Origin of the sequence: Roseicyclus salinarum, from assembly GCF_029624655.1 — a bacterium.
GTDB lineage: Bacteria > Pseudomonadota > Alphaproteobacteria > Rhodobacterales > Rhodobacteraceae > Roseibacterium > Roseibacterium salinarum.
Window position 1 is genome coordinate 63,795 of sequence record NZ_JARRSA010000005.1, and the last position, 25,325, is coordinate 89,119.

Annotated in this window: 26 protein-coding genes and 2 tRNA genes; 16 read left to right on the forward strand and 12 right to left on the reverse strand. The window is 67.9% G+C overall.

Features of this window, described 5'->3' with window-relative positions; all coding sequences use genetic code 11:
- Positions 1 to 119 precede the first annotated feature (119 nt).
- Positions 120 to 341, forward strand: coding sequence for a DUF1127 domain-containing protein (locus P6F26_RS04560; protein ID WP_278027467.1), 222 nt, complete (start codon positions 120 to 122; stop codon positions 339 to 341).
- Positions 342 to 685: 344 nt separating this feature from the next.
- Here the strand turns inward: P6F26_RS04560 and P6F26_RS04565 are convergent, their stop codons facing one another.
- Entirely contained in the window at positions 686 to 1,138 is a 453-nt protein-coding gene (locus P6F26_RS04565) for an Lrp/AsnC family transcriptional regulator (protein ID WP_278027468.1), read from the reverse strand.
- Between the two features lie 73 nt (positions 1,139 to 1,211).
- Here P6F26_RS04565 and P6F26_RS04570 point away from each other — a divergent pair, with 73 nt between their 5' ends.
- Complete coding sequence (locus P6F26_RS04570; RefSeq protein WP_278027469.1) at positions 1,212 to 1,820, forward strand: LysE family translocator; 609 nt, start codon at positions 1,212 to 1,214, stop codon at positions 1,818 to 1,820.
- Here the strand turns inward: P6F26_RS04570 and P6F26_RS04575 are convergent.
- Positions 1,801 to 2,097 carry a hypothetical protein gene (locus P6F26_RS04575; protein ID WP_278027470.1) on the reverse strand — a complete coding sequence of 99 codons (297 nt, stop codon included), beginning with the start codon at positions 2,095 to 2,097 and terminating at the stop codon, positions 1,801 to 1,803. The genes P6F26_RS04570 and P6F26_RS04575 overlap by 20 nt on opposite strands.
- 129 nt (positions 2,098 to 2,226) lie before the next feature.
- The gene (locus P6F26_RS04580; protein WP_278027471.1) at positions 2,227 to 4,674 is read right to left on the reverse strand and encodes an ATP-dependent helicase; all 2,448 of its coding nucleotides are present in this window, start codon (positions 4,672 to 4,674) and stop codon (positions 2,227 to 2,229) included.
- Between the two features lie 141 nt (positions 4,675 to 4,815).
- On the opposite strand from P6F26_RS04580, the gene P6F26_RS04585 reads away from it, so the two are divergent.
- The gene (locus P6F26_RS04585) at positions 4,816 to 5,958 is read left to right on the forward strand and encodes an alpha-hydroxy acid oxidase (protein WP_278027472.1); all 1,143 of its coding nucleotides are present in this window, start codon (positions 4,816 to 4,818) and stop codon (positions 5,956 to 5,958) included.
- Here P6F26_RS04585 and P6F26_RS04590 read toward each other — a convergent pair.
- Positions 5,944 to 6,423 (reverse strand): hypothetical protein, encoded by a 480-nt coding sequence (locus tag P6F26_RS04590; protein WP_278027473.1) that lies wholly within the window; start codon positions 6,421 to 6,423, stop codon positions 5,944 to 5,946. The genes P6F26_RS04585 and P6F26_RS04590 overlap by 15 nt on opposite strands.
- A 138-nt stretch (positions 6,424 to 6,561) precedes the next feature.
- On the opposite strand from P6F26_RS04590, the gene P6F26_RS04595 reads away from it, so the two are divergent.
- The 7 genes from P6F26_RS04595 (at position 6,562) to hisH (ending at position 14,177) form a co-directional block, all read left to right on the forward strand.
- A complete protein-coding gene (locus P6F26_RS04595; RefSeq protein ID WP_278027474.1) occupies positions 6,562 to 10,005 on the forward strand; it encodes a pyruvate carboxylase in 3,444 nt (1,147 codons plus the stop codon).
- Positions 10,006 to 10,098: 93 nt separating this feature from the next.
- Complete coding sequence (locus P6F26_RS04600; protein ID WP_278027475.1) at positions 10,099 to 10,794, forward strand: hypothetical protein; 696 nt, start codon at positions 10,099 to 10,101, stop codon at positions 10,792 to 10,794.
- Between the two features lie 151 nt (positions 10,795 to 10,945).
- On the forward strand, positions 10,946 to 11,701 hold the full coding sequence (locus tag P6F26_RS04605) for a hypothetical protein (protein WP_278027476.1): 756 nt from the start codon (positions 10,946 to 10,948) through the stop codon (positions 11,699 to 11,701).
- 104 nt (positions 11,702 to 11,805) lie between these two features.
- Positions 11,806 to 12,477 (forward strand): hypothetical protein, encoded by a 672-nt coding sequence (locus P6F26_RS04610; protein WP_278027580.1) that lies wholly within the window; start codon positions 11,806 to 11,808, stop codon positions 12,475 to 12,477.
- A gap of 82 nt (positions 12,478 to 12,559) precedes the next feature.
- Positions 12,560 to 12,634: transfer RNA gene (locus P6F26_RS04615), tRNA-Gly, on the forward strand.
- Between the two features lie 282 nt (positions 12,635 to 12,916).
- Entirely contained in the window at positions 12,917 to 13,504 is a 588-nt protein-coding gene (hisB, locus tag P6F26_RS04620) for an imidazoleglycerol-phosphate dehydratase HisB (RefSeq protein ID WP_278027477.1), read from the forward strand.
- A 34-nt stretch (positions 13,505 to 13,538) separates the two neighbouring features.
- The gene (hisH, locus tag P6F26_RS04625) at positions 13,539 to 14,177 is read left to right on the forward strand and encodes an imidazole glycerol phosphate synthase subunit HisH (RefSeq protein WP_278027478.1); all 639 of its coding nucleotides are present in this window, start codon (positions 13,539 to 13,541) and stop codon (positions 14,175 to 14,177) included.
- Between the two features lie 62 nt (positions 14,178 to 14,239).
- Here the strand turns inward: hisH and P6F26_RS04630 are convergent, their stop codons facing one another.
- Entirely contained in the window at positions 14,240 to 14,635 is a 396-nt protein-coding gene (locus P6F26_RS04630) for a DUF2147 domain-containing protein (RefSeq protein WP_278027479.1), read from the reverse strand.
- A 147-nt stretch (positions 14,636 to 14,782) separates the two neighbouring features.
- On the opposite strand from P6F26_RS04630, the gene hisA reads away from it, so the two are divergent.
- The 3 genes from hisA (at position 14,783) to P6F26_RS04645 (ending at position 16,652) form a co-directional block, all read left to right on the forward strand.
- Positions 14,783 to 15,499 (forward strand): 1-(5-phosphoribosyl)-5-[(5-phosphoribosylamino)methylideneamino]imidazole-4-carboxamide isomerase, encoded by a 717-nt coding sequence (hisA, locus tag P6F26_RS04635; protein ID WP_278027480.1) that lies wholly within the window; start codon positions 14,783 to 14,785, stop codon positions 15,497 to 15,499.
- A gap of 74 nt (positions 15,500 to 15,573) precedes the next feature.
- Positions 15,574 to 16,335 (forward strand): imidazole glycerol phosphate synthase subunit HisF, encoded by a 762-nt coding sequence (gene hisF, locus P6F26_RS04640; protein WP_278027481.1) that lies wholly within the window; start codon positions 15,574 to 15,576, stop codon positions 16,333 to 16,335.
- Entirely contained in the window at positions 16,332 to 16,652 is a 321-nt protein-coding gene (locus P6F26_RS04645; protein ID WP_278027482.1) for a phosphoribosyl-ATP diphosphatase, read from the forward strand. Before hisF ends, P6F26_RS04645 begins: the two co-directional genes overlap by 4 nt.
- A 105-nt stretch (positions 16,653 to 16,757) precedes the next feature.
- Here P6F26_RS04645 and P6F26_RS04650 read toward each other — a convergent pair whose 3' ends face one another.
- The 4 genes from P6F26_RS04650 to rlmB all read right to left on the reverse strand — a co-directional run bounded on the left by P6F26_RS04650 (position 16,758) and on the right by rlmB (position 19,089).
- A complete protein-coding gene (locus tag P6F26_RS04650) occupies positions 16,758 to 17,231 on the reverse strand; it encodes a CoA-binding protein (RefSeq protein WP_278027483.1) in 474 nt (157 codons plus the stop codon).
- Between the two features lie 166 nt (positions 17,232 to 17,397).
- The gene (locus P6F26_RS04655) at positions 17,398 to 17,847 is read right to left on the reverse strand and encodes a YHS domain-containing (seleno)protein (protein WP_278027484.1); all 450 of its coding nucleotides are present in this window, start codon (positions 17,845 to 17,847) and stop codon (positions 17,398 to 17,400) included.
- 107 nt (positions 17,848 to 17,954) lie between these two features.
- Positions 17,955 to 18,296 (reverse strand): hypothetical protein, encoded by a 342-nt coding sequence (locus tag P6F26_RS04660; protein WP_278027485.1) that lies wholly within the window; start codon positions 18,294 to 18,296, stop codon positions 17,955 to 17,957.
- A 16-nt stretch (positions 18,297 to 18,312) separates the two neighbouring features.
- Positions 18,313 to 19,089 carry a 23S rRNA (guanosine(2251)-2'-O)-methyltransferase RlmB gene (rlmB, locus tag P6F26_RS04665; protein ID WP_278027486.1) on the reverse strand — a complete coding sequence of 259 codons (777 nt, stop codon included), beginning with the start codon at positions 19,087 to 19,089 and terminating at the stop codon, positions 18,313 to 18,315.
- Between the two features lie 131 nt (positions 19,090 to 19,220).
- Between rlmB and P6F26_RS04670 the strand changes: the two genes are divergently transcribed.
- From P6F26_RS04670 to P6F26_RS04680, 3 genes are all read left to right on the forward strand, one after another.
- A tRNA-Tyr gene (locus P6F26_RS04670) sits at positions 19,221 to 19,304 on the forward strand.
- A 59-nt stretch (positions 19,305 to 19,363) separates the two neighbouring features.
- Complete coding sequence (locus P6F26_RS04675) at positions 19,364 to 20,902, forward strand: malonate--CoA ligase (RefSeq protein ID WP_278027487.1); 1,539 nt, start codon at positions 19,364 to 19,366, stop codon at positions 20,900 to 20,902.
- A 102-nt stretch (positions 20,903 to 21,004) separates the two neighbouring features.
- On the forward strand, positions 21,005 to 22,021 hold the full coding sequence (locus P6F26_RS04680; RefSeq protein WP_278027488.1) for a hypothetical protein: 1,017 nt from the start codon (positions 21,005 to 21,007) through the stop codon (positions 22,019 to 22,021).
- A gap of 49 nt (positions 22,022 to 22,070) precedes the next feature.
- Here the strand turns inward: P6F26_RS04680 and clpX are convergent, their stop codons facing one another.
- From clpX to P6F26_RS04695, 3 genes are all read right to left on the reverse strand, one after another.
- Positions 22,071 to 23,336 carry an ATP-dependent Clp protease ATP-binding subunit ClpX gene (clpX, locus tag P6F26_RS04685; protein ID WP_278027489.1) on the reverse strand — a complete coding sequence of 422 codons (1,266 nt, stop codon included), beginning with the start codon at positions 23,334 to 23,336 and terminating at the stop codon, positions 22,071 to 22,073.
- A gap of 156 nt (positions 23,337 to 23,492) precedes the next feature.
- A complete protein-coding gene (locus P6F26_RS04690) occupies positions 23,493 to 24,125 on the reverse strand; it encodes an ATP-dependent Clp protease proteolytic subunit (RefSeq protein WP_278027490.1) in 633 nt (210 codons plus the stop codon).
- Between the two features lie 391 nt (positions 24,126 to 24,516).
- Positions 24,517 to 25,314 carry a creatininase family protein gene (locus tag P6F26_RS04695; protein ID WP_278027491.1) on the reverse strand — a complete coding sequence of 266 codons (798 nt, stop codon included), beginning with the start codon at positions 25,312 to 25,314 and terminating at the stop codon, positions 24,517 to 24,519.
- Positions 25,315 to 25,325: the final 11 nt, after the last annotated feature.

The window sequence follows — 25,325 nt, forward strand, 5'->3', positions numbered from 1 at the left end:
TGAAGCTATCGGTATTGTGCACCTGCAGCAATTCCCTATCTTCGTATCTCAACGGGGCACACGACACGCTCCAGCGACCGGCCGGCTTCGATGGCCGCGCAAAATTCTTTGAGGACGACATGGCTTACGTATCGAGCAACAGGACCACAACCGTTTCCGTCGGCACGCGCTTCGCGGAGATCGGCAAGCAGGCCGCCGAGGCGTTCACGGCATGGAAACTCTATCGCCGGACGCTGAACGAGCTGCAAGGGCTCTCGGCGCGCGAACTGGCCGACCTCGGCCTGAACCGTTCCATGCTGCGCCGGGCGGCGTTCGACGCCGTCTACGGCAAGGCGAACTGAGACAAAGGTTTCCCGCGGCCCTCCTCCTCCCTTCGGGCCTCGGGAATTGCGGGTGCATCCCCCTCCTCCCTTGGGGTGCATCCGCCAGATACCCCGGTTTCGGCCGGGTTCGGTAACGGCCCCTCCTCCTCCCTCGGGGTCGTGACTGCAGGCGGCGGGCCCTCCTCCTCCCTCGGGTCCGTCGCCTCCCAATTCGGATCGGCGCCTCCTCCTCCCTTGGCGCTGAATTGTGGCGGTGATGCTCTCCTCCTCCCTTGAGCATCACCGCCATTTTTTTGGCACGCGCTCCGCCTCTGCGGCAGCCGCAGCGACCCGGCGCGCCGTGCCCCTCGCCTTTCCCCGCCTCAGCGCCGCTCGTCCTTCGGCGAGCCCATCACGACGTAGGTCGTGATCGTCGCGACCTGCGGCAGCGCGCCGAGGATGTCGGTATGGAACCGCTTGTAGGCCCGCAGGTCCGCAGCCTCGACGCGCAGGAGGTATTCCACACTCCCTGTCACGTTATGGCATTCGCGCACCTCGGCCGCGGCCTGCATGGCGCGCTCGAAGGCCTGCTGCGCGGACTTCGTGTGCACCGAAAGGCCGACCGCCATGTAGGCGATGAAACCGGTGCCGAGGCGCTCGGGATCGAGCACCGCACGGTAGCCCGCAATCACCCCCGAGGCCTCCAGCGCCTGCACGCGCCGCAGCGTCGCCGAGGGGCTGAGCGCCACGCGGTCGGCGAGGTTGAGATTGCTGATCCGGCCATCCTCGGACAGAATGCGCAATATCTGGCGGTCTTTTTCGTCGAACTTCATCATGTGTTGCGCAAATTGAGCGAATTTGCGCATCTTTGCAATTTCATTTAGCGCAGCTCCGCACAATCTGCGCCGCATGACACCCGAGATCCTGACCGCCCTCGTCCTGTTCGCCTTCGCCTCGTCGATCACGCCGGGGCCGAACAACATCATGCTGCTGGCCTCAGGCGCAAATTTCGGCCTGCGCCGGACGGTGCCGCACATGATGGGCATCTCGATGGGCCATGCGCTGATGGTGAGCGTGGTTGGTCTTGGGCTGCTGGGGCTTTTCATCGCCCTGCCGTGGCTGCGCTCGGCGCTGATGGCGGGAAGCGCGCTCTATCTTCTGTGGCTGGCGTGGAAGATCGCGACCGCGGCGCCCCCCGACCGGGCCGAGGCCACGGGACGGCCGCTGACCTTCGTGCAGGCCGCGGCCTTCCAGTGGGTCAACCCCAAGGCCTGGTACATGGCGATCTACGCGCAGACGAATTTCGGACCGGAGGGAGACAGCCCCTGGCCCGGCGCCATCGCCGTCGCGCTGGTGTTCGCCGCCGTCAACCTTCCATCGGTCACGGCATGGGCGTGGGGCGGCACGCAGATCCGCCGGTTCCTCGCCGCGCCGGGACGGCTGCGGGCGTTCAACGTGACCATGGCGCTTCTGCTGGTGGCGTCGCTCTGGCCGATGCTCACGTCGCTCGGGGGGTGACGGCGGCCTCGGGCATCGGCCCCGAGACCGGGCGCGAGCGCATCGAGCGAAGGTCGAGCATCACGCAATCGGGGTTGGAGGCCCGCGCCGCGCCCAGAAGCGCGCGCGCAGCCCCGCCCCCGCGCTGCAGCGCAAGGCGGTCATAGCGCCCGTTCAGGAGCATCAGGCGCGCCTGCGCGAGGCTGCGCGCAACCTCCACGTTGCCGCCGTCGCCCGCCATCAGGACGGCGTGGATGCGCGCCCGCGACGCGTCGGGCTCGTAGATCAGGGTCTTCATCGGCTCCTCCCTTGGTGGCCGGGCGTTGGCCGCCCTTTTCCCCCAGCTCCGATGACGTGTACCGGACCGGCTTTACCGCCGATCACGCGCAAATTACAGTCTTGAAATATCCGAAAAAGTCCCGCGCCTTCAGAACGGCACGTCGCCCGCGGCATCGGCCGATACGAGGAAGCGGCCCACGATGTGCTTCTCGCCGGCCTTGTCGAAGGTGACGCCCAGCTTGTCGCCCTCCACCGAAGTGACCACGCCATAGCCGAATTTCTGGTGGAACACCCGGTCGCCCGTCGCGAATACGCTGACCGCCTCGGCGTCGATGGTGATCGCGCGCGATTCGGAAGGCTGGCGCAGGCCGTGACGGCCCTGGTTGGCCTGCAGCCGTTTCCAGCCGGGCGAATTGTAGACGTCGGCGCGCGCCGCCTGATCGTGCAGGTCCGACCCGCGCATCATCTGCGAAACGGGGCTGGCCGAGGCGGCCGTGCCGCCCTGATGGCCATAAAGGCCCGGCGGCGTCAGCACCTCGACATGGGCCTGTGGCAACTCGTCGATGAAGCGCGAGGGAAGCTGGCTCTGCCATTGACCGTAGACGCGCCGGTTGCCCGCGAAGGAAACGGTGCAGACACGCTCGGCCCGCGTGATGCCGACATAGGCGAGGCGACGCTCCTCCTCGAGGCCCTTCATCCCGCTTTCGTCCATCGAGCGCTGCGAGGGAAACAGCCCGTCCTCCCAGCCAGGCAGGAAGACGGCGGGAAATTCCAGCCCCTTCGCGGCGTGAAGCGTCATCAGCGTGACCTTGGGCTCGGCGTCGTCCTGTTCGTTGTCCATGATCAGGCTGACATGCTCGAGGAAGCCCTGCAGGTTCTCGAACTGCTCCAGCGCCTTGACGAGCTCCTTGAGGTTCTCCAGCCGTCCCGGCGCCTCGGGCGTCTTGTCGTTCTGCCACATCGCGGTGTAGCCGCTTTCGTCGAGGATTACCTCGGCCAGCTCGATGTGCGACAGCCGGTCGCCCGCGCCGAGATCCTCGATCAGATCGTCCGACGCGGCGGCCACGGCGCCAGCCATCATCGACCGCCACCGCGCGAGGCCCTCGATGAACTTGCGGAGCTCCTTGGCGCCCTTGCCGCCCAGCGCTCCCGTCTCGACCGCGAGCCGCGCACCCTCGACAAGGCTCACGCCGTTCTCGCGCGCCATGCGCTGGATGGTCTGGACCGCCTTGTCGCCGAGGCCGCGCTTGGGCGTGTTCACGACCCGCTCGAAGGCAAGGTCGTCGTCGGGCGAGACCACGAGCCGGAAGTAGGCCATGGCGTCGCGGATCTCCATCCGTTCGTAGAAGCGCGGGCCGCCGATGACGCGATAGGGCATCCCGATCGTCAGGAAACGGTCCTCGAAGGCGCGCATCTGGTGCGAGGCCCGCACGAGGATGGCGATCTGGTCGGGCTTCACGGGATCCATGCCGCGCGTGCCGTGGCCCATCGCCTCGATCTCCTCGCCGACCCAGCGCGCTTCTTCCTCGCCGTCCCAATGACCGATCAGACGTAGCTTCTCGCCGTCCTCGCCGTCGGTCCACAGCGTCTTGCCCAGACGGCCCTTGTTGGCCTCGATCACGCCGGAGGCGGCGGCTAGGATGTGCCCGGTGGAGCGGTAGTTCTGTTCAAGCCGGACGACGTGGGCGCCGGGAAAGTCCTTCTCGAAGCGCAGGATGTTGCCGACCTCGGCGCCGCGCCAGCCATAGATCGACTGGTCGTCGTCGCCCACGCAGCAGATGTTCATGTGTCCCTGCGCAAGAAGCCTCAGCCAGAGATACTGCGCGACGTTGGTGTCCTGGTATTCGTCCACGAGAATGTAGCGGAACCAGCGGCGATACTGCTCCAGAAGGTCGTCATGCTCCTGGAAGATGCGGATGACGTGAAGCAGCAGGTCGCCGAAATCGACGGCGTTCAGATCGCGCAGGCGCTGCTGGTATTCGGCGTAGAGCGCCGGCCCCTGGTGGTTGAAGGCGCCCGCGTCCGCGGCCGGCACCTTGTCCGGCGTCAGGGCGCGGTTCTTCCAGCCGTCGATGATGCCTGCGAGCTGCCGGGCCGGCCAGCGCTTCTCGTCGATGCCGGCGGCGGCGATCAGCTGCTTCATCAGCCGCACCTGGTCGTCGGTATCGAGGATGGTGAAATTCGACTTCAACCCCACGAGTTCGGCGTGCCGCCGCAGAAGCTTGACGCAGATCGCGTGGAACGTGCCGAGCCACGGCATCCCTTCGGCGGGCTGGCCCAGCAGATGGCCCACCCGCGTCTTCATCTCGCGCGCGGCCTTGTTGGTGAAGGTCACGGCGAGGATCTCGTTCGGGCGCGCGGTGCCGGTCGCCAGCAGGTGCGCGATGCGCGCGGTCAGCGCGCGCGTCTTGCCCGTGCCCGCGCCCGCAAGCATCAGGATCGGGCCGTCCAGCCGCTCCACCGCCTCGCGCTGCGCGGGGTTCAGGCCGTCGAGATACGGCATCGGCCGCGCCGCCATGGCGCGCGCGGACAGCGGAACCTGCGAGGCCGCCTCGAAGGCGCCCGCGTCGTCGAAATCGTCGTCGAACCTGCTCATGACCCGAGCATAGGGCGGAACGTCGCCCGATTAAAGGTTTGTTCGCCCATTGTTCCCCGTTTGCGTGCAAATTTCCTGCCCCGGGGACATGTGTTTCATGCCCTCTGGACAGCGGCGGCGCGCTGGGATGTTCTGCCGCGCATGACACTCGACGCACGCTTCCCCGGAATATCCGACCTCAAGGCCCGCGCCCGCAGGCGCATCCCGCATTTCGTCTGGGAATACCTCGACAGCGCGACCGGCACCGAAAGCGTGCATCGCCGCAACCGCGAGGCCTTCGACCGCATCCTGTTCCGCCCCGCCGCCCTGCGCGGCGAGATCAAGCCGGACCTTTCGACGACCTTCCTCGGCCGCGACTACCCGCTGCCCGTCGGCATCTCGCCCCTTGGCATGTCGGGCCTCGTCTGGCCCGAGGCCGAGCTTCTGCTGGCCCGCCACGCGGCGCGCGCGGGCATCCCCTACTGCCTGTCGACGGTCGCCACGCGAACGCCCGAGGACCTGAAGGGGGCGCAGGGCGACCAGGGCTGGTTCCAGATGTATCCGCCGCGCGATCCCGGCATCCGGGACGACATGCTGGCCCGCGCGCGCGGTGCGGGCTTTCACACGCTGATCCTGACGGTCGACGTGCCGGCCGCCTCGCGCCGCGAGCGGCAGACGCGCGGCGGCCTCGTGCAGCCGCCCCGCCTGACGCCGCGGCTTGCCCTGCAGGTGGCGCGCTGCCCGCAATGGGCGCTCGGCATCCAGGCGAGCGGGATGCCCCGGATGCGGCTGATGGACAGCTACGCCGACCAGGAGAAGCTGGGCCGCCTGCCCTCCACGGCGCATATCGGCTACCTTTTGCGCGCGGCGCCGGACTGGGACTACGTCAAGGTCCTGCGCAAGGCGTGGGACGGCCCCTTCATCGTGAAGGGCGTGCTGGAGGCTGACGTCGCCGCGCGGGCCGAGGCCGAGGGCGTGGACGCCGTATGGGTCTCGAACCACGCGGGCCGCCAGTTCGACGGCGCGCCCGCGGCCATCGACATCCTCCCCGAGATCCGCGAGGCGACAGGGCTGCCGCTGATCCTCGACAGCGGGATCGAGGGGGGGCTCGACATCCTGCGGGCGCTGGCGCTGGGGGCGGATTTCGTGATGCTCGGCCGCGCATGGCACTACGCGCTCGGGGCGCTGGGGCGCGAGGGGCCGCCGCACCTGCAGGACATGCTCGCCAGGGACATGGTATCGAACATGGCCCAGATCGGGGCCACGACGGTCGCGGACCTGCCGGACCGCCTAATTCGTGGCTGAGGAAGTCCCCGCCTCGCCCGCCACCCGGCCAAGGGGACAGCGCCCGGCCACCGTGGGGTCGGCGGGAAGGTCGCTTTCGCCGAAGGTCCGGGGGCCGCGGAACGCGGCGGTGGCGGCCCAGCGTTCCAGAAAGGCTAAGGAGCACGACGTGTAGGCGACGTCGAGCAGCCGCGTCACATGGCGCATTTCCAGTTCGTAGCGCCCCTCGGCTCCGTCGGTGTCTATCAGGATCACCCAGGGCGTCTTGCCTGTGAAGGACGCCGCCAGCGCCGCCTGGTGGACGCTGTCGCGCGCCGACACGGTCTCGTCCATGCCGATCTCGATGACATGGCTCGGCGTCTCGCAATCGACGCTGATGTAGCGCGGCCGCGCATAGCCGTAGACGTCGAAGAACTGCCGCGATTCAGGCTCGGCCCCGCCGATCATGGCGCACAGCATCGCGATGTAGGTGGACTCCAGCGGCATGCCGATACGTTAACGAACCGTTAACGCCGCCGCCACCGCGTTAACGCCTCGGCCGGGCATTGCGTCACAGCATCGGGTTGCCCAGCCACGGCGCGCGCCCTACAGATTCTGCATCCGCGAAAAGGAGCGCCCTCCCCGATGCCCGAATTCAAGAAGATCCTCGTCGCGAACCGCGGCGAAATCGCGATCCGCGTGATGCGCGCGGCCAACGAACTCGGCAAGCGGACGGTGGCGGTCTACGCCGAGGAGGACAAGCTGTCCCTCCACCGCTTCAAGGCGGACGAGGCCTACAAGATCGGCGAGGGGCTGGGCCCGGTCGCGGCCTATCTCTCGATCCCCGAGATCATCCGCGTGGCGAAGATGTGCGGCGCCGACGCGATCCATCCGGGCTACGGACTTCTGTCCGAGAACCCCGAATTCGTCGATGCCTGCGCGGCGGCCGGCATCGCCTTCATCGGCCCGAGGGCCGAGACGATGCGCGCGCTGGGCGACAAGGCCAGCGCACGGCGCGTCGCGATCGAGGCGGGCGTCCCGGTGATCCCGGCGACGGAGGTGCTTGGCGACGACATGAAGGCCATCGCGAAGGAGGCCGAGGAGGTCGGCTATCCCCTCATGCTCAAGGCGTCGTGGGGCGGCGGCGGGCGCGGGATGCGCCCGATCATGAACGCGAAGGAGCTGGAGGAGAAGGTCCGCGAGGGCCGGCGCGAGGCCGAGGCCGCGTTCGGCAACGGCGAGGGCTATCTCGAGAAGATGATCCTGCGCGCCCGGCACGTCGAGGTGCAGATCCTCGGCGACAGCCACGGCAACATCTACCACCTCTACGAGCGCGACTGCTCGGTGCAGCGGCGCAACCAGAAGGTCGTGGAGCGCGCGCCCGCCCCCTACCTCTCGGAGGCCCAGCGCGAGGAGCTGTGCCTTCTTGGCAAGAAGATCTGCGAGCATGTGAACTACCAGTGCGCGGGCACCGTCGAGTTCCTGATGGATATGGACACCGGCGCCTTCTACTTCATCGAGGTGAACCCCCGCGTGCAGGTCGAGCACACTGTGACGGAGGAAGTCACCGGCATCGACATCGTGCGCGCGCAGATCCTGATCACCGAGGGCAAGTCGCTGGTGGAGGCCACGGGCGTCGCCTCGCAATACGACATCAAGCTCGACGGCCACGCGATCCAGTGCCGCATCACGACCGAGGACCCGACCAACAACTTCATTCCCGACTACGGGCGGATCACGGCCTACCGGGGCGCGACGGGCATGGGCATCCGCCTCGACGGGGGCACGGCCTATTCGGGCGCGGTCATCACGCGCTATTACGACTCGCTTCTGGAGAAGGTCACGGCCTGGGCGCCGACGCCCGAGGCCGCCATCGCGCGGATGGACCGCGCGCTGCGCGAGTTCCGCATCCGCGGCGTGTCCACCAATATCGCCTTCGTCGAGAACCTTCTGAAGCACCCGACGTTCCTGAACTACCAGTACACCACCAAGTTCATCGACGAGACGCCCGAGCTTTTCGATTTCAAGCCGCGCCGCGACCGCGCGACGCGCATCCTGACCTACATCGCCGACATCACCGTGAACGGGCACCCCGAGACCGAGGGCCGGCCCCGTCCGCGGGCCGAGATCAAGGATCCCAAACCCCCCGGCCTGCGGGTCGAAACGCCCGCGATGGGCACGCGCCAGCTTCTGGAGGAGAACGGCCCCGAGGCGGTCGCAACGTGGATGAAGGAGCAAAAGCGCCTTCTGATCACCGACACGACGATGCGCGACGGCCACCAGTCGCTTCTCGCGACGCGGATGCGGTCGATCGACATGATCAAGGCCGCGCCGGCCTACGCGGCGAACCTGCCCGGCCTGTTCTCGGTGGAATGCTGGGGCGGCGCCACCTTCGACGTGGCTTACCGCTTCCTGCAGGAATGCCCCTGGCAGCGCCTGCGCGACATTCGCGCGGCGATGCCCAACATCATGACGCAGATGCTTCTGCGGGGCGCCAACGGGGTGGGCTATACGAACTATCCCGACAACGTCGTGCAGGCCTTCGTCAAGCAGGCAGCCGAGAGCGGGGTGGACGTCTTCCGCGTCTTCGACAGCCTCAACTGGGTCGAGAACATGCGCGTCTCGATGGACGCGGTGCTGGAGACGGGCAAGATCTGCGAGGGCACGATCTGCTACACCGGCAACATCCTCGATCCCGACCGGGCGAAATACGACCTGAAATACTACGTCAGGATGGCCAGGGACCTCGAGGCGGCGGGCGCGCATGTGCTGGGCCTGAAGGACATGGCGGGCCTTCTGAAGCCCGCGGCGGCCGCCGTCCTGATCCCCGCCCTCAAGGATGCCGTGGACCTGCCGATCCACTTCCATACCCACGACACCGCCGGCATCGCCTGCGGCACGATCCTCGAGGCCTCGGCCGCGGGCGTCGACGCGGTCGACTGCGCGATGGACGCGCTTTCGGGCAACACGAGCCAGGCGACGCTCGGCACGATCGTGGAGGCGCTGTCCTTCACCGAGCGCGACACCGGCCTCGACATCGGCGCGATCCGCGAGATTTCGGATTACTGGGAGGCGGTGCGCGCCCATTACGCCGCCTTCGAAAGCGGGATGCAGGCGCCGGCCTCGGAGGTCTACCTGCACGAGATGCCAGGGGGGCAGTTCACCAACCTCAAGGCGCAGGCGCGTTCGATGGGGCTGGAGGATCGCTGGCACGAGGTCGCGCACATGTATGCCGACGTGAACCGCATGTTCGGCGACATCGTGAAGGTCACGCCCTCCTCGAAGGTCGTGGGCGACATGGCGCTGATGATGGTCTCGCAGGGCCTGACGCGCGAGGACGTGGAAAACCCGGCAAAGGACGTCTCCTTCCCGGACAGCGTCATCGACATGATGCGCGGAAACCTCGGCCAGCCCCCCGGAGGCTTCCCGCCCGGCATCCTCAAGAAGGTGCTGAAGGACGAGCAGCCGATCCTCGAGCGGCCCGGCAAGCATGTGCCGCCCGTCGACCTCGAGAAGACGCGCGCGGAGGTGGCGAAAACCCTCGACACCGAAATCGATGACGAGGACCTGATGGGCTACATGATGTATCCCAAGGTCTTCAGCGACTACGCGACGCGCCACAAGGACTACGGTCCGGTGCGAGCCCTGCCGACCCGGACCTTCTTCTACGGCATGGAACCCGGCGAGGAGATCGAGGCCGAGATCGACCCCGGCGTGCGCCTCGTCGTGCAGCTTCAGGCCATCGGCGACACCAACGAGGAAGGCGAGGCCAAGGTCTTCTTCGAGCTGAACGGCCAGCCGCGCACGATCCGCGTCCCGAACCGCCGGGTCGCCGCCACCCACGCCAAGCGTGCCAAGGCCGAGACGGGCAACCCCGCCCATGTCGGGGCGCCGATGCCGGGCGTGGTGGCGACCGTGTCGGTCTCGGCCGGGCAGAAGGTGAAGGAGGGCGACCTGTTGCTGACCATCGAGGCGATGAAGATGGAAACGGGCCTGCACGCCGAGCGCGACGCGACCGTGAAGGTCGTTCACGTCGCCGCCGGCGGCCAGATCGACGCGAAGGACCTTCTCGTCGAACTGGAGCCTTAAGCGCGCGGCGGATTTCCGCGCACTGCCCTTTTTGCGCCCGATTGCACCGTTAACCATGATCTTTGCCGATCATCTGACAGGGAAACCGGTGCCATGGGCGCAGCTTCGTTCATCCGCTCCGAAACGGGCGCCGTCACCGTCGACTGGGTCGTGCTGGCGGCCGGCATCGCCGGGCTTGGGCTGGCGACGATGGCGCTGGTGTCGAGCGGGATCGAAACGCTCTCGGGCGAGACGAACTCGGCGCTGACGGGCATCAGCATCTCCGCAGCCTTTCCCGCCGCCTTCGAAGCGGTGCAGCTTGCGGCCTCGGATTTCACGGCGGGTTTGCGCGGGGCATGGACGGGCGGCACCGTGGCCGACGCGGGCGGCGCGATCGGCGAGGTCCTCAAGGTGGGCCGGGGCGACACGGCCGAACTGACGCTCACGGTCCCGCCGGGCGCGTCCCAGGCGGTCTTCACCTTCGACCTGATCGGCGGAGACAGCCTCGACAACGAGAGCGCCACGATCATGATAAACGGAACGCCCGTCAGCGTCGCGACGGGCAACTTCGGATCGATCGCGTGGAACAACGTCGACGTGCCCGGCGTCACTGTCGAGACGCAGGTGCGAAGCCAGGGCACCCAGCTTGGCGGGTCCTACGAAGACGGCTGGAACGATTCGGTCACGACGGTCAGCATCGTCGTGGACAATGCCGGCGGGGACGTCACGCTCGGCGTGCTGTCCGACACCAACCAGGCGCTGGACGACGAGTTTTTCGGCATCGACAACGTGACGGCCGAAGCGCGCTGAGCGCCGCCTGACGCCTCCGCGCCCCGCCCCGGTCGCAATCCCCACACCTCCGTGGCGCAGGAAGGGCGTGGGAAGGTACGAATCGAACCGAAATTTGGACACCTTGAAATCGGATGAAGCGTGCCGGGGGGCATGACGAAGGAACGAGTCGATGAGAGGCATTTGTGTGCGCCGCATCCTGAACGAAGTGCCCGGCTACCTCCGCAGCGAAAGCGGGGCGGCGACGTCCGACTGGGTCGTGATGTCCAGCGCCACCGTCGGGATCGGCCTTGCCGTGATGTTCGTCATGACGCCGGGCGTCGAGCGGGCGTCGGGCGAGATCGCCGAAACCGTCGGCGCGATCATGACGGCGGCCGACGCGGTGCTGGCACGACACGGGTTCGACGATGGCATGGGGCCTTGGTCGGGCGGCGAGATAATGGACGTGCCAGGCTTCGGCAACATGCTGGTGCTCGACCGCAACGACAACCGCGGCGCGATCGGCGCGTCGGCGAGGCTCAGCATCGACCCCGACGCGCCCTATGCCGTCGTCGAGTTCGACATGGCCTTCATCGACAGCTGGGACAACGAGACGGCGCAGGTCTACCTGAACGGCGAGGCAGTGGCGGTCGGCACCTTCACCCACCTCGATCATCCGCGCTTCGATACCGGCAACCTTCCGCCGCAGATGCGCGACCTCGGCGTCGTCGCCATCGACTTCGGCGAGCCCTCCACGGTCGAGGGCGGCTATTTCAGGCCCGGCCAGGGAAGCCGGTTCGTCGATCACGTCCAGCCGGTCCGCATCGTCGTGGAGACCAACGGCGCAAGTGAGCTGGATCTCGGTTTCGGGACCAACCTCAACTCGGGCTACCGCGACGAATCGCTCGGCATCGATAATATCGTGGTGTCCTCGGCGCAGTCACGGTAGCGCGCGCCGCACCGTTTCCCGCCGTCTTCGGCAAGGTCCTGCCATCTCTGCGCCATTATGTGCTGAAACACGTGTGTCCCGTGATGATTGGAAGGAGTGACGCCGTGTTCCGGCAATTTCTTCAGGACGACAGCGGGGCAGTGACGGTCGACTGGGTCATCCTGACAGCCGCCGTCACGGGCCTGGCCATCGCGGTGGCCGTCGTCGTGTCGGGCGGCGTCGAGGCGCTGTCGACCGAGACGGGCGACGCATTGTCCGGCATGTCCATCCAGACCGCCTTCGCGCAGGCCGCTGACCGGCTGTCGACCGACTTCTCCGACGGCCTCGGCGGCTTCGTCGGGGGTACCGTGGCAAGCATCATCGGCTTCGGCGAAGTGCTGCAACTGGGACCACTGGAATCGACGCAGACAGCCTTCGCGGTTCCCGAAGGCGCGACCACGGCGACCATCACCTTCGACATGCTCGGCGTCGACGACCTGTCGGGCGAAGCCGCCTCGATCATGATCAACGGACAGGTCGTGGCGGTCTATGCCGACAACCACGGCACGATCACCACCACGGACGGCGGCGTCTCCGGTGTGAGCGTGTCCGTCAGCCAGCTCTACAGCAACGACGCGGTGGGGGGCGGCAGCCACGGCAACGACAGCCGCGCGACCTACACGATCACCGTTTCCGACCCCGGCGAGACGGTGACCTTCGGCGTCACCTCGGGCACCGCTCAGCCGATTTCGGAGGAATTCTTCGCGATCGACGACGTGAATTTCGAGGCGCGCTGACCGGGTGCATCCAGTCCTGCCGCGCGTGCATTTTCCGCTTGCAGAGGCGGACGGCTCGCCCTAAACACCGGCTCCACAGCGAGCGGGTGTAGCTCAGGGGTAGAGCATTACCTTGCCAAGGTAAGGGTCGTGAGTTCGAATCTCATCACCCGCTCCAGATACAACGGCCGGACATGACGGCCATGTGGGACGGACCCGCCGCAAGATGCGGCAATCCTCCGCAAAAATCCGAAAGACATCGTTGACAGATCGCGGTGCGCGGCCCTTCCGGCCGGCACCGTCGGCAGTCCGCGGCGGCCCCAGCCTGCCCCCATCGCCTCGGGCGACCCTGCGCGCTGGCGACACGCCCCCGGAACGTCCGCCGCTCCGTTCCCGCGATCCGGCTTTCCAAGCGGGAACGCCGGCACTATAAGCGGCGCGCCGTAGCCGGAGAAAACCCATGCGAAGCGCGACCATAGCCCGCACCACAGCGGAAACCGGGATCTCCGTCGAGATAGACCTCGACGGGTCGGGCACCTACGACAACGCCACGGGGGTCGGCTTCTTCGACCACATGCTCGACCAGCTCGCCCGCCACGCCCTGATCGACATGAAGGTGCGCTGCGAGGGCGACCTGCACATCGACGATCACCACACGGTCGAGGATGTCGGCATCGCGCTCGGGCAGGCGCTGAGCCGCGCGCTCGGCGACAAGCGCGGCATCCGGCGCTACGGAAGCTTCCACCTCGCGATGGACGACGCGCTGGTGCGCGCGGCCCTGGACCTGTCGGGCCGCCCCTACCTCGTGTGGGACCTCGAATTCCCCACCGCGAAGATCGGCACCTTCGACACCGAGCTGGTGCGCGAATTCTTCCAGGCGTTCTCCACGCATGGGGGCATCACGCTTCATGTCACGCGGCTTGCCGGCATCAACAGCCACCACATCGCCGAGGCCGCCTTCAAGGCGGTTGCGCGGGCGCTGCGCGACGCCGTGGAGGCCGATCCGCGCAAGTCCGACGCGATCCCCTCGACCAAGGGCACGCTCTGAGCGCGGGCGCGCGGGGCGAGCACGGGAAGACAGAATGACGACGGTCCTGATCGACTACGACTCGGGCAACCTGCACTCCGCTGAAAAGGCGTTTCAGCGCATGGCGGCCGAAACCGGCGCGGGGCCCGTCCTCGTCACCTCCGACCCCGATGCCGTGGCGCGGGCCGATCGCGTGGTCCTGCCCGGCGACGGGGCGTTCCCTGCCTGCCGCCGGGGGCTGCGGTCCTTCGACGGTCTCGAGGACGCGCTGCGCGACGCCGTCGAGACACGCGGCGTGCCGTTCCTCGGGATCTGCGTGGGGATGCAGATGCTGGCAAGCTGGGGCCGCGAATACGAGGACGTGGCAGGCTTCGGCTGGGTTCCCGGCGAGGTCACGCGCATCGTGCCCGCCGACCCGGCGCTGAAGGTGCCGCACATGGGGTGGAACGACCTCGTGATCGACCGCCCGCACCCGGTGCTCGAGGGGATCAAGACCGGCGACCACGCCTATTTCGTGCATTCCTACGCGATGCGGGTCGACGCGCAGAAGGACCTTCTCGCGCATGTCGACTACGGCGGCCCCGTCACCGCGATCGTCGCGCGCGGCAATGTCGTGGGAACGCAGTTCCACCCCGAGAAGAGCCAGAAGGCGGGACTTCGCCTGATCGCGAATTTCCTCGGCTGGCGGCCCTGATTGTCCTCGGACGCGGAGTTATTGTTTCCAATTTCCGAACAATAGCGCAGCAGCCGGCGGCGCTAAGGCACGCGGACCCAGTTCTGCGACGCGCAGATCAGGCCGCCCGCCACGCAGCCCCGCAGACGCATCCGGTCGCCCTCGACCTCCATCCGCCCGACATAGATCCGGTCGTTGGAGGGCCGCCAGACCCGCCCCTCGTAACGGCCGCCACCCTGCGGGACCATGTCGATGACGATCTGCCGTCCGATCGTCTCGGCCTCGAAGGGCGTCCCGCCGTCGCGGTAGGTGCGCGTGATGGTGCCGCAGACCGCCTCGGGACTGGCGCAGGGCCCGAGGGTGACATGCGCGAACGAGCCGTCGTCAGGCTCCGTCTGCCAGACGCCGTGGGCGGGATCGGCCGAGGCCGCGCCCGCAAGCGCCATCGCGAGAACGAGGCCGGAAATCCCGAATTTCATCTGCATGTCTCCTCCCTGACAGGCTCGTCGCAAGATGGTGCGTCCCAGCCCCGCGCCTGTAAAGCCTGACGTTAGGACAGCCCTCCGTCTTGCCCCTGCCCGTCCCATGCGGCATGAGCGGCGCGACCACTGCAAGGAGCGCGCGCGATGATCCTCTACCCCGCCATCGACCTCAAGGACGGCCAGGCCGTGCGCCTCGTGCGTGGCGAGATGGACCAGGCCACGGTCTTCAACGACGACCCCGCCGCCCAGGCTCGCGCCTTTCAGGACGCCGGCTGCGAATGGCTCCACCTCGTCGACCTCAACGGCGCCTTCGCGGGCGCGCCCGTGAACGCCGCGGCGGTCGAGGCGATCCTCGCCGCGACGCAGGTGCCAGCGCAGCTCGGCGGCGGCATCCGCAGCATGGAGACGATCGAGACGTGGCTCGACAACGGGATCGCGCGCGTGATCCTCGGCACCGTCGCGGTGGAGAACCCCGCACTGGTGCGCGAGGCGGCGGCGGCCTTTCCCGGCCAGGTCGCGGTCGGTCTCGACGCGCGCAACGGACGCGTCGCCACGAAGGGCTGGGCCGAACAGACGGACATGACGGCGACCGACCTCGCGCGCTCGTTCGAGGATGCGGGCGTCGCCGCAATCGTCTACACCGACATCGACCGGGACGGCGCGATGGGCGGCCCCAACGTCGCGGCGACCGCAGCGCTCGGGCGCGCGACCGCCATCCCCGTGATCGCAAGCGGTGGCGTTTCCTCGCTGGAGGATCTCGTGGCGCTGCGCGACACCGGCGTGGTGGCGGGCGCCATCTCGGGCCGCGCCCTCTACGACGGGGCGCTCGATCTGAAGACGGCGCTGAAAGCCCTTCGATGAGCCTTCATCTTTCTCCAAATACGCCTTCGAACGCCCGGCTTCCCCAACCGCCCGCAATCGTCTAGTCACGCCCCATGCTGAAGACCCGCATCATCCCCTGCCTCGACGTGGCCGACGGCCGCGTGGTGAAGGGCGTGAACTTCCTGGACCTGCGCGACGCGGGCGACCCGGTGGAGCAGGCGCAGGCCTACGACGCGGCCGGCGCGGACGAGCTGTGCTTCCTCGACATCCACGCCACGCACGAGAACCGGGGCACGATGTACGACCTCGCCACGCGCACCGCCGAGCACTGCTTCATGCCGCTGACCATCGGCGGCGGCGTCAGGACCGTGGAGGACGTGCGCAACCTGCTGCTGGCGGGCGCCGACAAGGTCAGCTTCAACTCCGCGGCCGTGGCCGACCCTGACGTCGTGGCCCGCGCCGCCGACCGTTTCGGCAGCCAGTGCATCGTCTGCGCCATCGACGCAAAGACCGTCGCACCGGGCCGCTGGGAGATCTTCACCCATGGCGGCCGCAGGCCCACCGGCATCGACGCGGTCGAATTCGCGCGAACGGTGACTGCGAAGGGCGCGGGCGAGATCCTCCTGACTTCCATGGACCGCGACGGCACGAAGCAGGGCTTCAACATCCCTCTGACGCGGGCCATCGTCGACGCCGTGTCCGTTCCCGTCATCGCGAGCGGCGGCGTGGGCACGCTCGACCACCTCGTCGAGGGCGTGACCGAGGGCGGCGCCAGCGCGGTCCTCGCCGCCTCGATCTTTCATTTCGGCGAATACACCATCGCCGAGGCCAAGGCCCACATGGCGGCAGCCGGCATCCCCGTGAGGCTTGAATGAACGCGCTCGACCGACTCGCCGCGACGATCCTGACCCGCCGCGGGGCCGACCCCGGCACGTCGTGGACCGCGAAGCTGCTGGCGAAGGGCCCCGAGAAATGCGCCGAGAAGTTCGGCGAGGAGGCGATCGAGGCCATCGTCGAGGCCGTGAAGGGCGACCGTGAAAAGCTGACCGCAGAGGCCGCGGATGTGCTCTACCACTTCCTCGTCATGCTCGCCGCGCGCGATCTTTCTCTTGCCGATGTGCTGGGCGAACTTGAACGCCGCGAAGGCGTTTCGGGCCTCGACGAGAAGGCCGCGCGCAAGACCGGCGGTTGAGCCCGGAAGCGCCGTCTCGGAGCCCGCCGGGCCCCTCCCCGGCGCTGATGCCTCCGGCGGGAGTTTTCCTGCAAGGATGAAGCCGGGCCGCCGCGCGACGGATGCTCAGAGCTTCGAGGAGATGACGCCGGTGGCGAAGCCGCCCATGCGCAGCTCGCCGAAGAGGCGCTGATATTCGATCTTGGGACAGCGGTTCTGGATTACCGTCAGGCCCTCCGCCTCGGCCCGCGCGGCGGCCTCTGGATGGGTCACGCCGATCTGCATCCAGATCACCTTCGGGCGCGGTTCCATCGCGAGCGCCGCCTCGACGATCGCGGGGACGGCCTCGGGGCGGCGGAAGATGTCGATGACGTCCACGCCGCCCTCGATCTCGGAAAGATCGCCCAGCACCCTCTCGCCAAAGAGCTCGCTTCCCGCGTGAACCGGGTTCACCGGGACCACGCGGTAGCCCTTCAGCTTGAGGTATCGCGCGACGTAATGCGAGGGGCGTACCGGGTTCGGACTGACGCCGATGCAGGCGAAGCTTTTCGCGTCCCGCAGGATGCGGCGCAGCAGGGTGTCGGAGGGTGTCTCGGTCATGGTGCCTGCATAGCACGACAAAAAAGCGCCCGCAGCGGATTTTGCGGCGGGCGCGAGTTACGGAACGAGGGACAGTGATGGGCGCGCGGTGTTCCGAACCGCGGCGCCTGTGCATTAAGGTGGGACGCGGGCCGCCGTTTTGAAGGGGCCGCAAGAAATCGTGAACTCAGCCCAGGATCGCGGGCCAGTTCGCCTCGCCCGCCGCGATCACGCCCGGCAGTTCCGCCAGCCACAGCTCGCGCGCGCGCAGGCTCGCGTTGAGGTAGAGGCGCCCCTCATGGATCGCCCAGGCCTCGGGTATCGTCGGCGCGAGATAGCCGCGCGACGCGGCGAAGGCGCAGTATCCGCCGAAGGCCGGCGCGAAGGCTTCGGGCCCGGCGGCGAAGGCATCGCGGTTGGCGGTGCTGGCGAAGGTCCAGCGCGCGCCCATCCAGTCGAAGTCGACCGTCGGCAGCCCCTGCGCCGGGGCCCCGGCCTCGAAATAGGCGACGGGATCGCTGCCGCCGAGCGCAAGGCCGCCACGCTGAAAGATGCGCGGCTCGGCCGCGTGGAGGGCGGCGGGACAGAGGACGGGAAGAAGCGCGGCAAGTCCGATCAGCGCGCGGCGCGTGGTCATGGGCAGGATCTCCGGCGGAACGACGTGCGGGCGACAGTGCCAGCATCCGCGCGCGCCGGCATCCCCTCCTCGCCATGTCGTGACGAAAGGCGATGGTTCGTGATCGCTCAGTCGAAGATGTCCTCGAGGATGTCGAAGGCCTCTTCGAACACCTCCCGCAGGAGACCCTTGCGCTTGTTGCGGCGCTTCGTCTTGCGCGGATCGTGCCGCGCGTCGTCGCGCTGGCGGCCGCCCGGGCCCGTCGGCGGAAGCGGCCCGCCATGCGGGGCGGGCCTGCGTGGACTGCGCTTCACGGTCTCGTCGTCGCGTCCCGCCTTCAGCCATTTCATTTCGTGCAACGGCGCCCCGCACGAGCCGCAGGCAAGTTCGTGCCCCTGGCGCGCGGTCAGTTGCAGCGTCTGCCGCCGTCCGCAATAGGAACAGGTCGCGATCTTGGTCTGGCTGGCCATCGGCTGGGGTCCCTCGTCATCCGTTTGCAAGGGCATATAGGGAGACGGCGGCCGCATTGGAGACGTTGAGCGATCCGAAACCGCCTGCCGAGGGGATGCGGGCGAGGATGTCGCACAGCTCGCGCGTCCGGTCCCGCAGCCCCGGCCCCTCCGCGCCCAGCACGAGCGCCGCCGGACGGCCCGCCGCCTGCCGCGCCGCCTCGGCGATCTCGACCGGGCCCTCCCCGTCGAGGCCGATCACGACATAGCCCATGTCCTTCAGCGTCTCGATCGCGTTGCCGAGGTTGCCCACGCGCAGGTAGGGCTGGCGTTCCAACGCGCCGCTCGCGGTCTTGGCCAGCGCGCCGGTCTCGGGCGCGGAATGGCGGGCGGGCGCGATGACCGCGCGCGCGCCGAAGACCTCGGCCGAGCGCAGGATCGCGCCGACGTTGTGGGGGTCGGACACCCGGTCGAGAAGCACGAGGCGCGGCGCGCCCTCGGCCAGCGCCACGTCCTCGAGCCGCCCCCAGTCGAGCGCGCGCACCTCGAGCGCCGCCCCCTGGTGGACCGAGCCCGGATCGAGCGGCGCGGGAAACTTGCGCGGGTCCGCGATCTCGGGTTCGAGCCCGCCCTCGGGGATCACGTCGGCAAGCTTGTCGGCCGCGTTGCGCGTCACGACGAGGCGAACCTTCTCGCGCGCCGGGTTCATCAGCGCGTCACGGACCGCATGAAGCCCGAAAAGCCACACCGTCTCGGACGCAGCGGCACGGCGCTGACGCTCCTTCTCGACCACCCAGGCGGGTTTCTTCGTCACGTTGCGCCCTCCATCAGCCGCCCCACCGGTTACGCGCGGGCGGCCCGAAAGGAAAGCCCGGCCGACACCGGGCACGCCCGGCATTTGAGGTTGACGCCCTTATGGCACGCCGCTATCCACCGCTTCGCGTCGGGCGACGTGCTGCAAGGTGCGGCAGCGGACTGTAACTCCGCCGGGGAGACCCATGCCTGGTTCGATTCCAGGGTCGCCCACCACTTCTCCCAGGCCACTTGGTTGCACGAGGCCGCACACCGCGCGGCGGGGGGAGAAGGTGATGGCCAATCCGCTTTACGACAGGCTCTTCAAGGCCCACGAGGGGCGCGACGATCCGTTCCTGCTGACGCCGGGCGGTCCCGCGATCAGCTATGCGGCCTTCCTTGCGATGGCGGCGCGGATCACCCATGCGCTGACGGAGGCCGGGCTGCGGCCGGGCGACAGGCTTGCCGCGCAGGTCGAGAAGTCTCCGCAGGCGCTTGCCCTCGTCGCCGCCTGTGCGCAGGCCGGCGTGATCTTCCTGCCGCTCAACACCGCCTATACCGCCGAAGAGCTCGCCTACTTCGTCGAGAACAGCGGCGCGGCGATGGTCGTCTGCGACGACGGCAAGCGGGCTCGCGTCGCGCCGATCGCGCAGCGCTGCGGCGCGCGCCTCGAGACGTTGAGCGGCGACGGCACCGGCTCGCTCGCCGACAGGGCGGCGGACATGCCCGCCACCTTCGACACGGTTGCGCGCAGCGGCGACGACCTTGCCGCGTTCCTCTACACCTCGGGCACAACGGGTCGGTCGAAGGGCGCGATGCTGACGCAGGACAACCTTCTGTCGAATGCCGAGACGCTGGCCGATTACTGGCGCTTCACGCGCGAGGACGTGCTTCTGCACGCGCTGCCGATCTTCCACACCCACGGCCTTTTCGTCGCGACGAACGTGATGGCGCTGGTCGGCGGGGCGATGATCTTCCTGCCGAAGTTCGACCTCGACGCGGTGATCGCGGCAATGCCCGAGGCCACCGCGATGATGGGGGTACCCACGTTCTACACGCGGCTTCTGGACGATCCGCGCTTCACGCGGGAACTTGCGGCGCACATGCGCCTGTTCGTCTCGGGGTCCGCGCCGCTTCTGGCCGAAACGCATGTCCGCTTCGAGGCGCGCACCGGCCACCGCATCCTCGAGCGCTACGGCATGACCGAGACCAACATGAACACCTCCAACCCCTACGAGGGCGAACGGCGCGCGGGCACGGTGGGCTTCCCGCTTCCCGGCGTGGAGTTGAAGATCACCGATCCCGGCACCGGCGCCGAGCTGCCGCAGGGCGAGACCGGCGTGATCGAGGTGCGCGGACCGAACGTGTTCAAGGGTTACTGGCAGATGCCAGAAAAGACGGCCGCCGAACTGCGCGAGGACGGGTTCTTCATCACCGGCGATCTCGGGCGGATCGACGCGGACGGCTATGTCCAGATCGTGGGCCGGCAGAAGGACCTGATCATCTCGGGCGGTTACAACATCTACCCAAAGGAGGTCGAGATGGTGCTGGACGACCAGCCCGGCGTCCTTGAAAGCGCCGTGGTCGGCGTGCCGCATCCCGATTTCGGCGAGACCGTGCTGGCGCTGGTCGTGCCGGAACCCGGCGCGTCGCCCGATGCCGACGCGATCGCCGAGGCCATCGGCCGGTCCCTCGCGCGGTTCAAGCATCCCCGGAAGATCCTGGTGATCGATGCCCTGCCGCGCAACACGATGGGCAAGGTTCAGAAGAACGTCCTGCGCGAGACTTATGGCGGCCTCTTCACGTCGCAGGACGATGGGGGCGAGCCCGCCTGACGGCACGGGCCTGCCCCCTGGCGCCGCGATGATGGCCCGCGCCGCTCGCAGGCGCTATAGATTGCGCGACGCGATCCATCCGCAGGCGAAACCGGGCCAACCATGGACACGACCGATCCCGGCCTCGGGCCGCCCCTCACGCCGTTCAACGTGGTCGTCGTGGCGCAGGCCGGGCGGCTGCAATACGAGGCGGCCCTGTTCTGCGCGTCGTTCCGCGCCGCCATGCCGGACTTTCCCGGACGGCTTTTCGCGGCCGAACCACAGCCGGGCCCACGCTGGCGCCGCGATCCGCGCATTTCGGACCCGGCCGTGCGCGCGCTTCTGGACGATCTGGGGGCGGAGATCCTGCCCTTCGAGACGCCGTGTTTCGGCGAGGACTATCCCCATGGCAACAAGATCGAGCTTCTTGCGGCCCTGCCCCCGGACGCGCCCTTCGTCTTCTTCGACAGCGACACGCTGATCCTCGGCGATCTGACCGAGGTACCCTTCGACTTCGACCGCCCTTCCGCCAGCCTGCGGGTCGAGGCGACATGGCCCCGGATCGAACTTTACGGCCCCGGATACGCAGAAATCTGGAAGGCGCTCTATGACCGCTTCGGCCTCGACTTCGACAGCTCGCTCGACCTCACGCAGCCCGAGGAATACTGGCGGCGCCATCTCTATTTCAACGCGGGGTTCTTCTATCATCGTTCCCCAAGGACATTCGGCGCGCGCTATCTCGAATACGCGCGCACGATCCGGGACGACCCGCCCGCCGAACTGGTGTGCCAGTCCCTGGATCCCTGGCTGGACCAGGTGGCGCTGCCCCTCGTGATCCACGGCCTCGGCGGCGGGCGAGACGCGCTGCCCCAGGGCTTTCTCGACGGAAGCCACAGCTGCCACTACCGGCATCTGCCGTTGCTCTATGCGCGCGAGGAGGATCGCGTCGTCGAGGCGCTCGAGGCCGTCGCCATGCAGAACCGGATCAAGAAGGTCCTCAAGACGCACGAGCCGATGCGTCGCATGATCTACCAGGGAAAGGGCGAGCAGGCGCGCGCGCTATTCGACCGTGCGGCCCTGCCCCGGCGGGAGCAGGCGATCCGCAGCACGCTGAAGCGCGAGAAGCTCTGGCTGCGCTAGGAGGACCGGCGCGCGCTGCCACGCGCGCGCCCCCCGGACCCGCCGGCATTCAGCCTGCCGAGGCGGACCCGTCCTTGGTGCGCTCGGCGTAGATCATCAGCGGCTTGACCTCGGAGCTTACCGACTCCTCGTTCACGACCACTTCCTCCACCCCCTCGGCGCCGGGAAGTTCGAACATCGTGTCGAGGAGGATGTCCTCCATGATCGAGCGAAGGCCTCGCGCGCCGGTCTTGCGCGCGATGGCACGCTTGGCGATCGCCGTCAGCGCGTCGTCGGTGAAGGTCAGCTTCACGTCCTCGAGCTCGAACAGCCGCTGGTACTGCTTGACCAGAGCGTTCTTCGGCTCCGTAAGGATCTGCACAAGAGCGGCTTCGTCGAGATCGGTCAGCGTCGCGATGACGGGCAGGCGTCCGACGAATTCCGGGATCAGGCCGAATTTCAGCAGGTCCTCGGGCTCGAGTTCCTTGAACACCTCGCCCACGCCACGGCTTTCGTTATCCTTGACGTCGGCGCCGAAACCGATTGCCGACCCCTTGCCGCGCTGCGCGATGATCTTCTCGAGGCCCGCGAAGGCGCCACCGCAAATGAACAGGATGTTGGTCGTGTCCACCTGCAGGAATTCCTGCTGCGGATGCTTGCGCCCGCCCTGCGGCGGCACGGAGGCCACGGTGCCCTCCATGATCTTCAGAAGCGCCTGCTGCACGCCCTCGCCCGACACGTCGCGCGTGATGGAGGGATTGTCGGACTTGCGGGTGATCTTGTCGACCTCGTCGATGTAGACGATGCCGCGCTGCGCCCGGTCGACGTTGTATTCGCTGGCCTGAAGCAGCTTCAGGATGATGTTTTCCACATCCTCGCCGACATAGCCGGCCTCGGTCAGCGTGGTGGCGTCCGCCATCGTGAACGGCACGTCGAGGATGCGCGCCAGCGTCTGCGCAAGCAGGGTCTTGCCGCAGCCGGTCGGGCCGATCAGCAGGATGTTCGACTTCGCCAGCTCGATGTCGGATTTCCCGGCGTGGTTCAGGCGCTTGTAGTGGTTGTGCACGGCGACGGACAGGACGCGCTTGGCGTGCGCCTGTCCGATGACGTAATCGTCGAGAACGTCACAGATTTCCTTCGGAGCCGGCACGCCGTCCGTCGACTTGAGGCCGGCGGTCTTCGTCTCCTCCCGGATGATGTCCATGCAGAGTTCCACGCACTCGTCGCATATGAACACCGTCGGCCCGGCGATGAGCTTGCGAACCTCGTGCTGGCTCTTGCCGCAGAACGAGCAGTAGAGCGTATTCTTCGAGTCGCTGCCGGATGAGCTTGCCATGTCGTCTCCCTTGCGGGTCCCCTAGCGGGTTCTTGCCGGGGCTGATACCCCGCACTTCGTCTTCGCCAGTCGCGTTCCCGTCAGCCTAATTCAGCCCCGGCGCCACCACAATCGTCAATTTCCCGGGCCGCCCGGCCCCGGGCGGCCCGCCGGGCCTCAGGATTTGGCGCCCTCGACCGCACCACGGTCCGTGACGATCTCGTCGATCAGGCCCCACTCCTTCGCCTGTTCGGGATCCATGAAGTTGTCGCGCTCCAGCGCTTCCTCCACGGCCCCGATGTCCTGACCCGTGTGCTTGACATAGATCTGGTTAAGGCGGTCCTTCAGTTTCTGCGTCTCGCGCGCATGTATCATGATGTCCGTCGCCTGGCCCTGGTATCCGCCGGAGGGCTGGTGGACCATGATGCGGCTGTTGGGCAGCGAGAAGCGCATTCCCTTTTCGCCGGCCGTCAGCAGAAGCGACCCCATCGAGGCCGCCTGCCCCACCACCAGCGTCGAGACCTTGGGCCGGATGTACTGCATCGTGTCGTAGATGGAGAGGCCGCTCGTCACCACGCCGCCGGGCGAGTTGATGTACATCGAGATTTCCTTGGAGGGGTTGTCCGCCTCCAGGTGCAGGAGCTGGGCCACGATCAGGCTCGACATGCCGTCATGGACGGGGCCGGAGACGAAGATGATGCGCTCCTTCAGCAGCCGCGAGAAGATGTCGTAGGCGCGCTCGCCGCGGCTCGTCTGTTCGACGACCATCGGGACGAGCGTGTTCATGTAGTGATCGATAGGGTCGTTCATCGGGGCCTGCCTCAAAATCCAACGCGGTCTGACAGAGTCTTAGTGGTGGCACAGGGGGCCTGCAAGGGCAGCCCGGCGCGAGCGTTTACGGACCGTCCGCACCGCTGGTCCGGCGGAAAGGCGGCCGGGCCGCTTTACCCTGCTTCTTGCCCTGCTTCTTGCCCTGCTTCGGACGCGCGCGCGGCGGCCCCGCACCGCATCCCGCGGCCGTGCTTCGATGCCCCCCAGTTCGGCCCATCACCGGCGCCGGCATGACGGGTCTGGGGATGAGCCGGAACGCAGCGCGAATGTCGCGAAACATGCGAATAGATGGGGATATATGCGGCTGAACCGTCAGGAAAAGCTGGAAAGTTCCAAGCCGGAACGGCTCCTTTCCATGCACAGCGCGGGTTCAGACCGGCTCTGGCGGAACGACGCGCATCATGTCCTGCATCAGGGCCACGAAGCCCTCCACCTGCGACGCGATGTCCGCAGCGCCGAGCGCGGCCGTGGCGGAGGACGCGTCGCCGACGGTGCCTTTCGGGTTGAGGTCCTGCGAGAGCCAGCCGAGGTTGGCGTCGGCCATGTGGAACCCCAGCTTGGCAGAGCCCTGCCGGAGCGCGGTCTGGGCGCTGGCGAAGTCCTCGGCCAGTTCGGTGCGGACAAGCTCGGGATGGAGCGCGAGCATCATCGACGTCTCCGACAGCCCGCCGTGGATGTCCACCATGGGACCTTCCGGATACGTGTAGGCGCGCGCCGACGCGAGGCGCGTCCACGCCGTGGTGGCCACTGCCATGGCGTGCGTCTGCCGCAACTCGCGCGCGACGATTTCCATCGGCGCCACGTTGCCGCCGTGGCTGGTGACGATCACCAGCTTGCGAAGCCCGGCGCGGGCCACGCCGTGTCCGATGGAAAGCCACGAGCGGATCGCCGTATCCCAGTCGAGCGTGAGCGTTCCGGGAAAGGCCACGTGCTCGTTGGACTTGCAGACCTGCTGAACCGGCAGGAACGTGACCGGCGCCTCGGGGGGAAGCGCCTCGGCGCAGCGCGCCACCATGGCCTCCGCGATCAGGGCGTCGACCCCCACGGGCAGGTGCGGTCCGTGCTGTTCGATTGCCGCGATCGGCAGGACCGCGATCCAGTCGCCGGTCTCCCCGGTCGAAAAGTCGCGCGTCGTCATCTCGCGCCAGTGCCGCCTCGGTCCCGTCATGAATTGCCCTT

Excerpts from the sequence above, each read along its gene's own strand:
- P6F26_RS04590 (WP_278027473.1), bottom strand. The coding sequence starts at position 6,423 with ATGCCGCTGGAGTCCACCTACATCGCGATGCTGTGCGCCATGATCGGC.
- hisF (WP_278027481.1), top strand. The coding sequence starts at position 15,574 with ATGCTGAAGACCCGCATCATCCCCTGCCTCGACGTGGCCGACGGCCGC.
- P6F26_RS04565 (WP_278027468.1), bottom strand. The coding sequence starts at position 1,138 with ATGATGAAGTTCGACGAAAAAGACCGCCAGATATTGCGCATTCTGTCC.
- P6F26_RS04660 (WP_278027485.1), bottom strand. The coding sequence starts at position 18,296 with ATGGCCAGCCAGACCAAGATCGCGACCTGTTCCTATTGCGGACGGCGG.
- P6F26_RS04575 (WP_278027470.1), bottom strand. The coding sequence starts at position 2,097 with ATGAAGACCCTGATCTACGAGCCCGACGCGTCGCGGGCGCGCATCCAC.
- P6F26_RS04690 (WP_278027490.1), bottom strand. The coding sequence starts at position 24,125 with ATGAACGACCCTATCGATCACTACATGAACACGCTCGTCCCGATGGTC.
- hisA (WP_278027480.1), top strand. The coding sequence starts at position 14,783 with ATGATCCTCTACCCCGCCATCGACCTCAAGGACGGCCAGGCCGTGCGC.
- P6F26_RS04585 (WP_278027472.1), top strand. The coding sequence starts at position 4,816 with ATGACACTCGACGCACGCTTCCCCGGAATATCCGACCTCAAGGCCCGC.
- hisB (WP_278027477.1), top strand. The coding sequence starts at position 12,917 with ATGCGAAGCGCGACCATAGCCCGCACCACAGCGGAAACCGGGATCTCC.
- P6F26_RS04675 (WP_278027487.1), top strand. The coding sequence starts at position 19,364 with ATGGCCAATCCGCTTTACGACAGGCTCTTCAAGGCCCACGAGGGGCGC.
- clpX (WP_278027489.1), bottom strand. The coding sequence starts at position 23,336 with ATGGCAAGCTCATCCGGCAGCGACTCGAAGAATACGCTCTACTGCTCG.
- P6F26_RS04655 (WP_278027484.1), bottom strand. The coding sequence starts at position 17,847 with ATGACCACGCGCCGCGCGCTGATCGGACTTGCCGCGCTTCTTCCCGTC.
- P6F26_RS04570 (WP_278027469.1), top strand. The coding sequence starts at position 1,212 with ATGACACCCGAGATCCTGACCGCCCTCGTCCTGTTCGCCTTCGCCTCG.
- hisH (WP_278027478.1), top strand. The coding sequence starts at position 13,539 with ATGACGACGGTCCTGATCGACTACGACTCGGGCAACCTGCACTCCGCT.
- P6F26_RS04630 (WP_278027479.1), bottom strand. The coding sequence starts at position 14,635 with ATGAAATTCGGGATTTCCGGCCTCGTTCTCGCGATGGCGCTTGCGGGC.
- P6F26_RS04560 (WP_278027467.1), top strand. The coding sequence starts at position 120 with ATGGCTTACGTATCGAGCAACAGGACCACAACCGTTTCCGTCGGCACG.
- P6F26_RS04600 (WP_278027475.1), top strand. The coding sequence starts at position 10,099 with ATGGGCGCAGCTTCGTTCATCCGCTCCGAAACGGGCGCCGTCACCGTC.
- P6F26_RS04595 (WP_278027474.1), top strand. The coding sequence starts at position 6,562 with ATGCCCGAATTCAAGAAGATCCTCGTCGCGAACCGCGGCGAAATCGCG.
- P6F26_RS04605 (WP_278027476.1), top strand. The coding sequence starts at position 10,946 with ATGAGAGGCATTTGTGTGCGCCGCATCCTGAACGAAGTGCCCGGCTAC.
- P6F26_RS04645 (WP_278027482.1), top strand. The coding sequence starts at position 16,332 with ATGAACGCGCTCGACCGACTCGCCGCGACGATCCTGACCCGCCGCGGG.
- P6F26_RS04650 (WP_278027483.1), bottom strand. The coding sequence starts at position 17,231 with ATGACCGAGACACCCTCCGACACCCTGCTGCGCCGCATCCTGCGGGAC.
- P6F26_RS04680 (WP_278027488.1), top strand. The coding sequence starts at position 21,005 with ATGGACACGACCGATCCCGGCCTCGGGCCGCCCCTCACGCCGTTCAAC.
- P6F26_RS04580 (WP_278027471.1), bottom strand. The coding sequence starts at position 4,674 with ATGAGCAGGTTCGACGACGATTTCGACGACGCGGGCGCCTTCGAGGCG.
- P6F26_RS04695 (WP_278027491.1), bottom strand. The coding sequence starts at position 25,314 with ATGACGGGACCGAGGCGGCACTGGCGCGAGATGACGACGCGCGACTTT.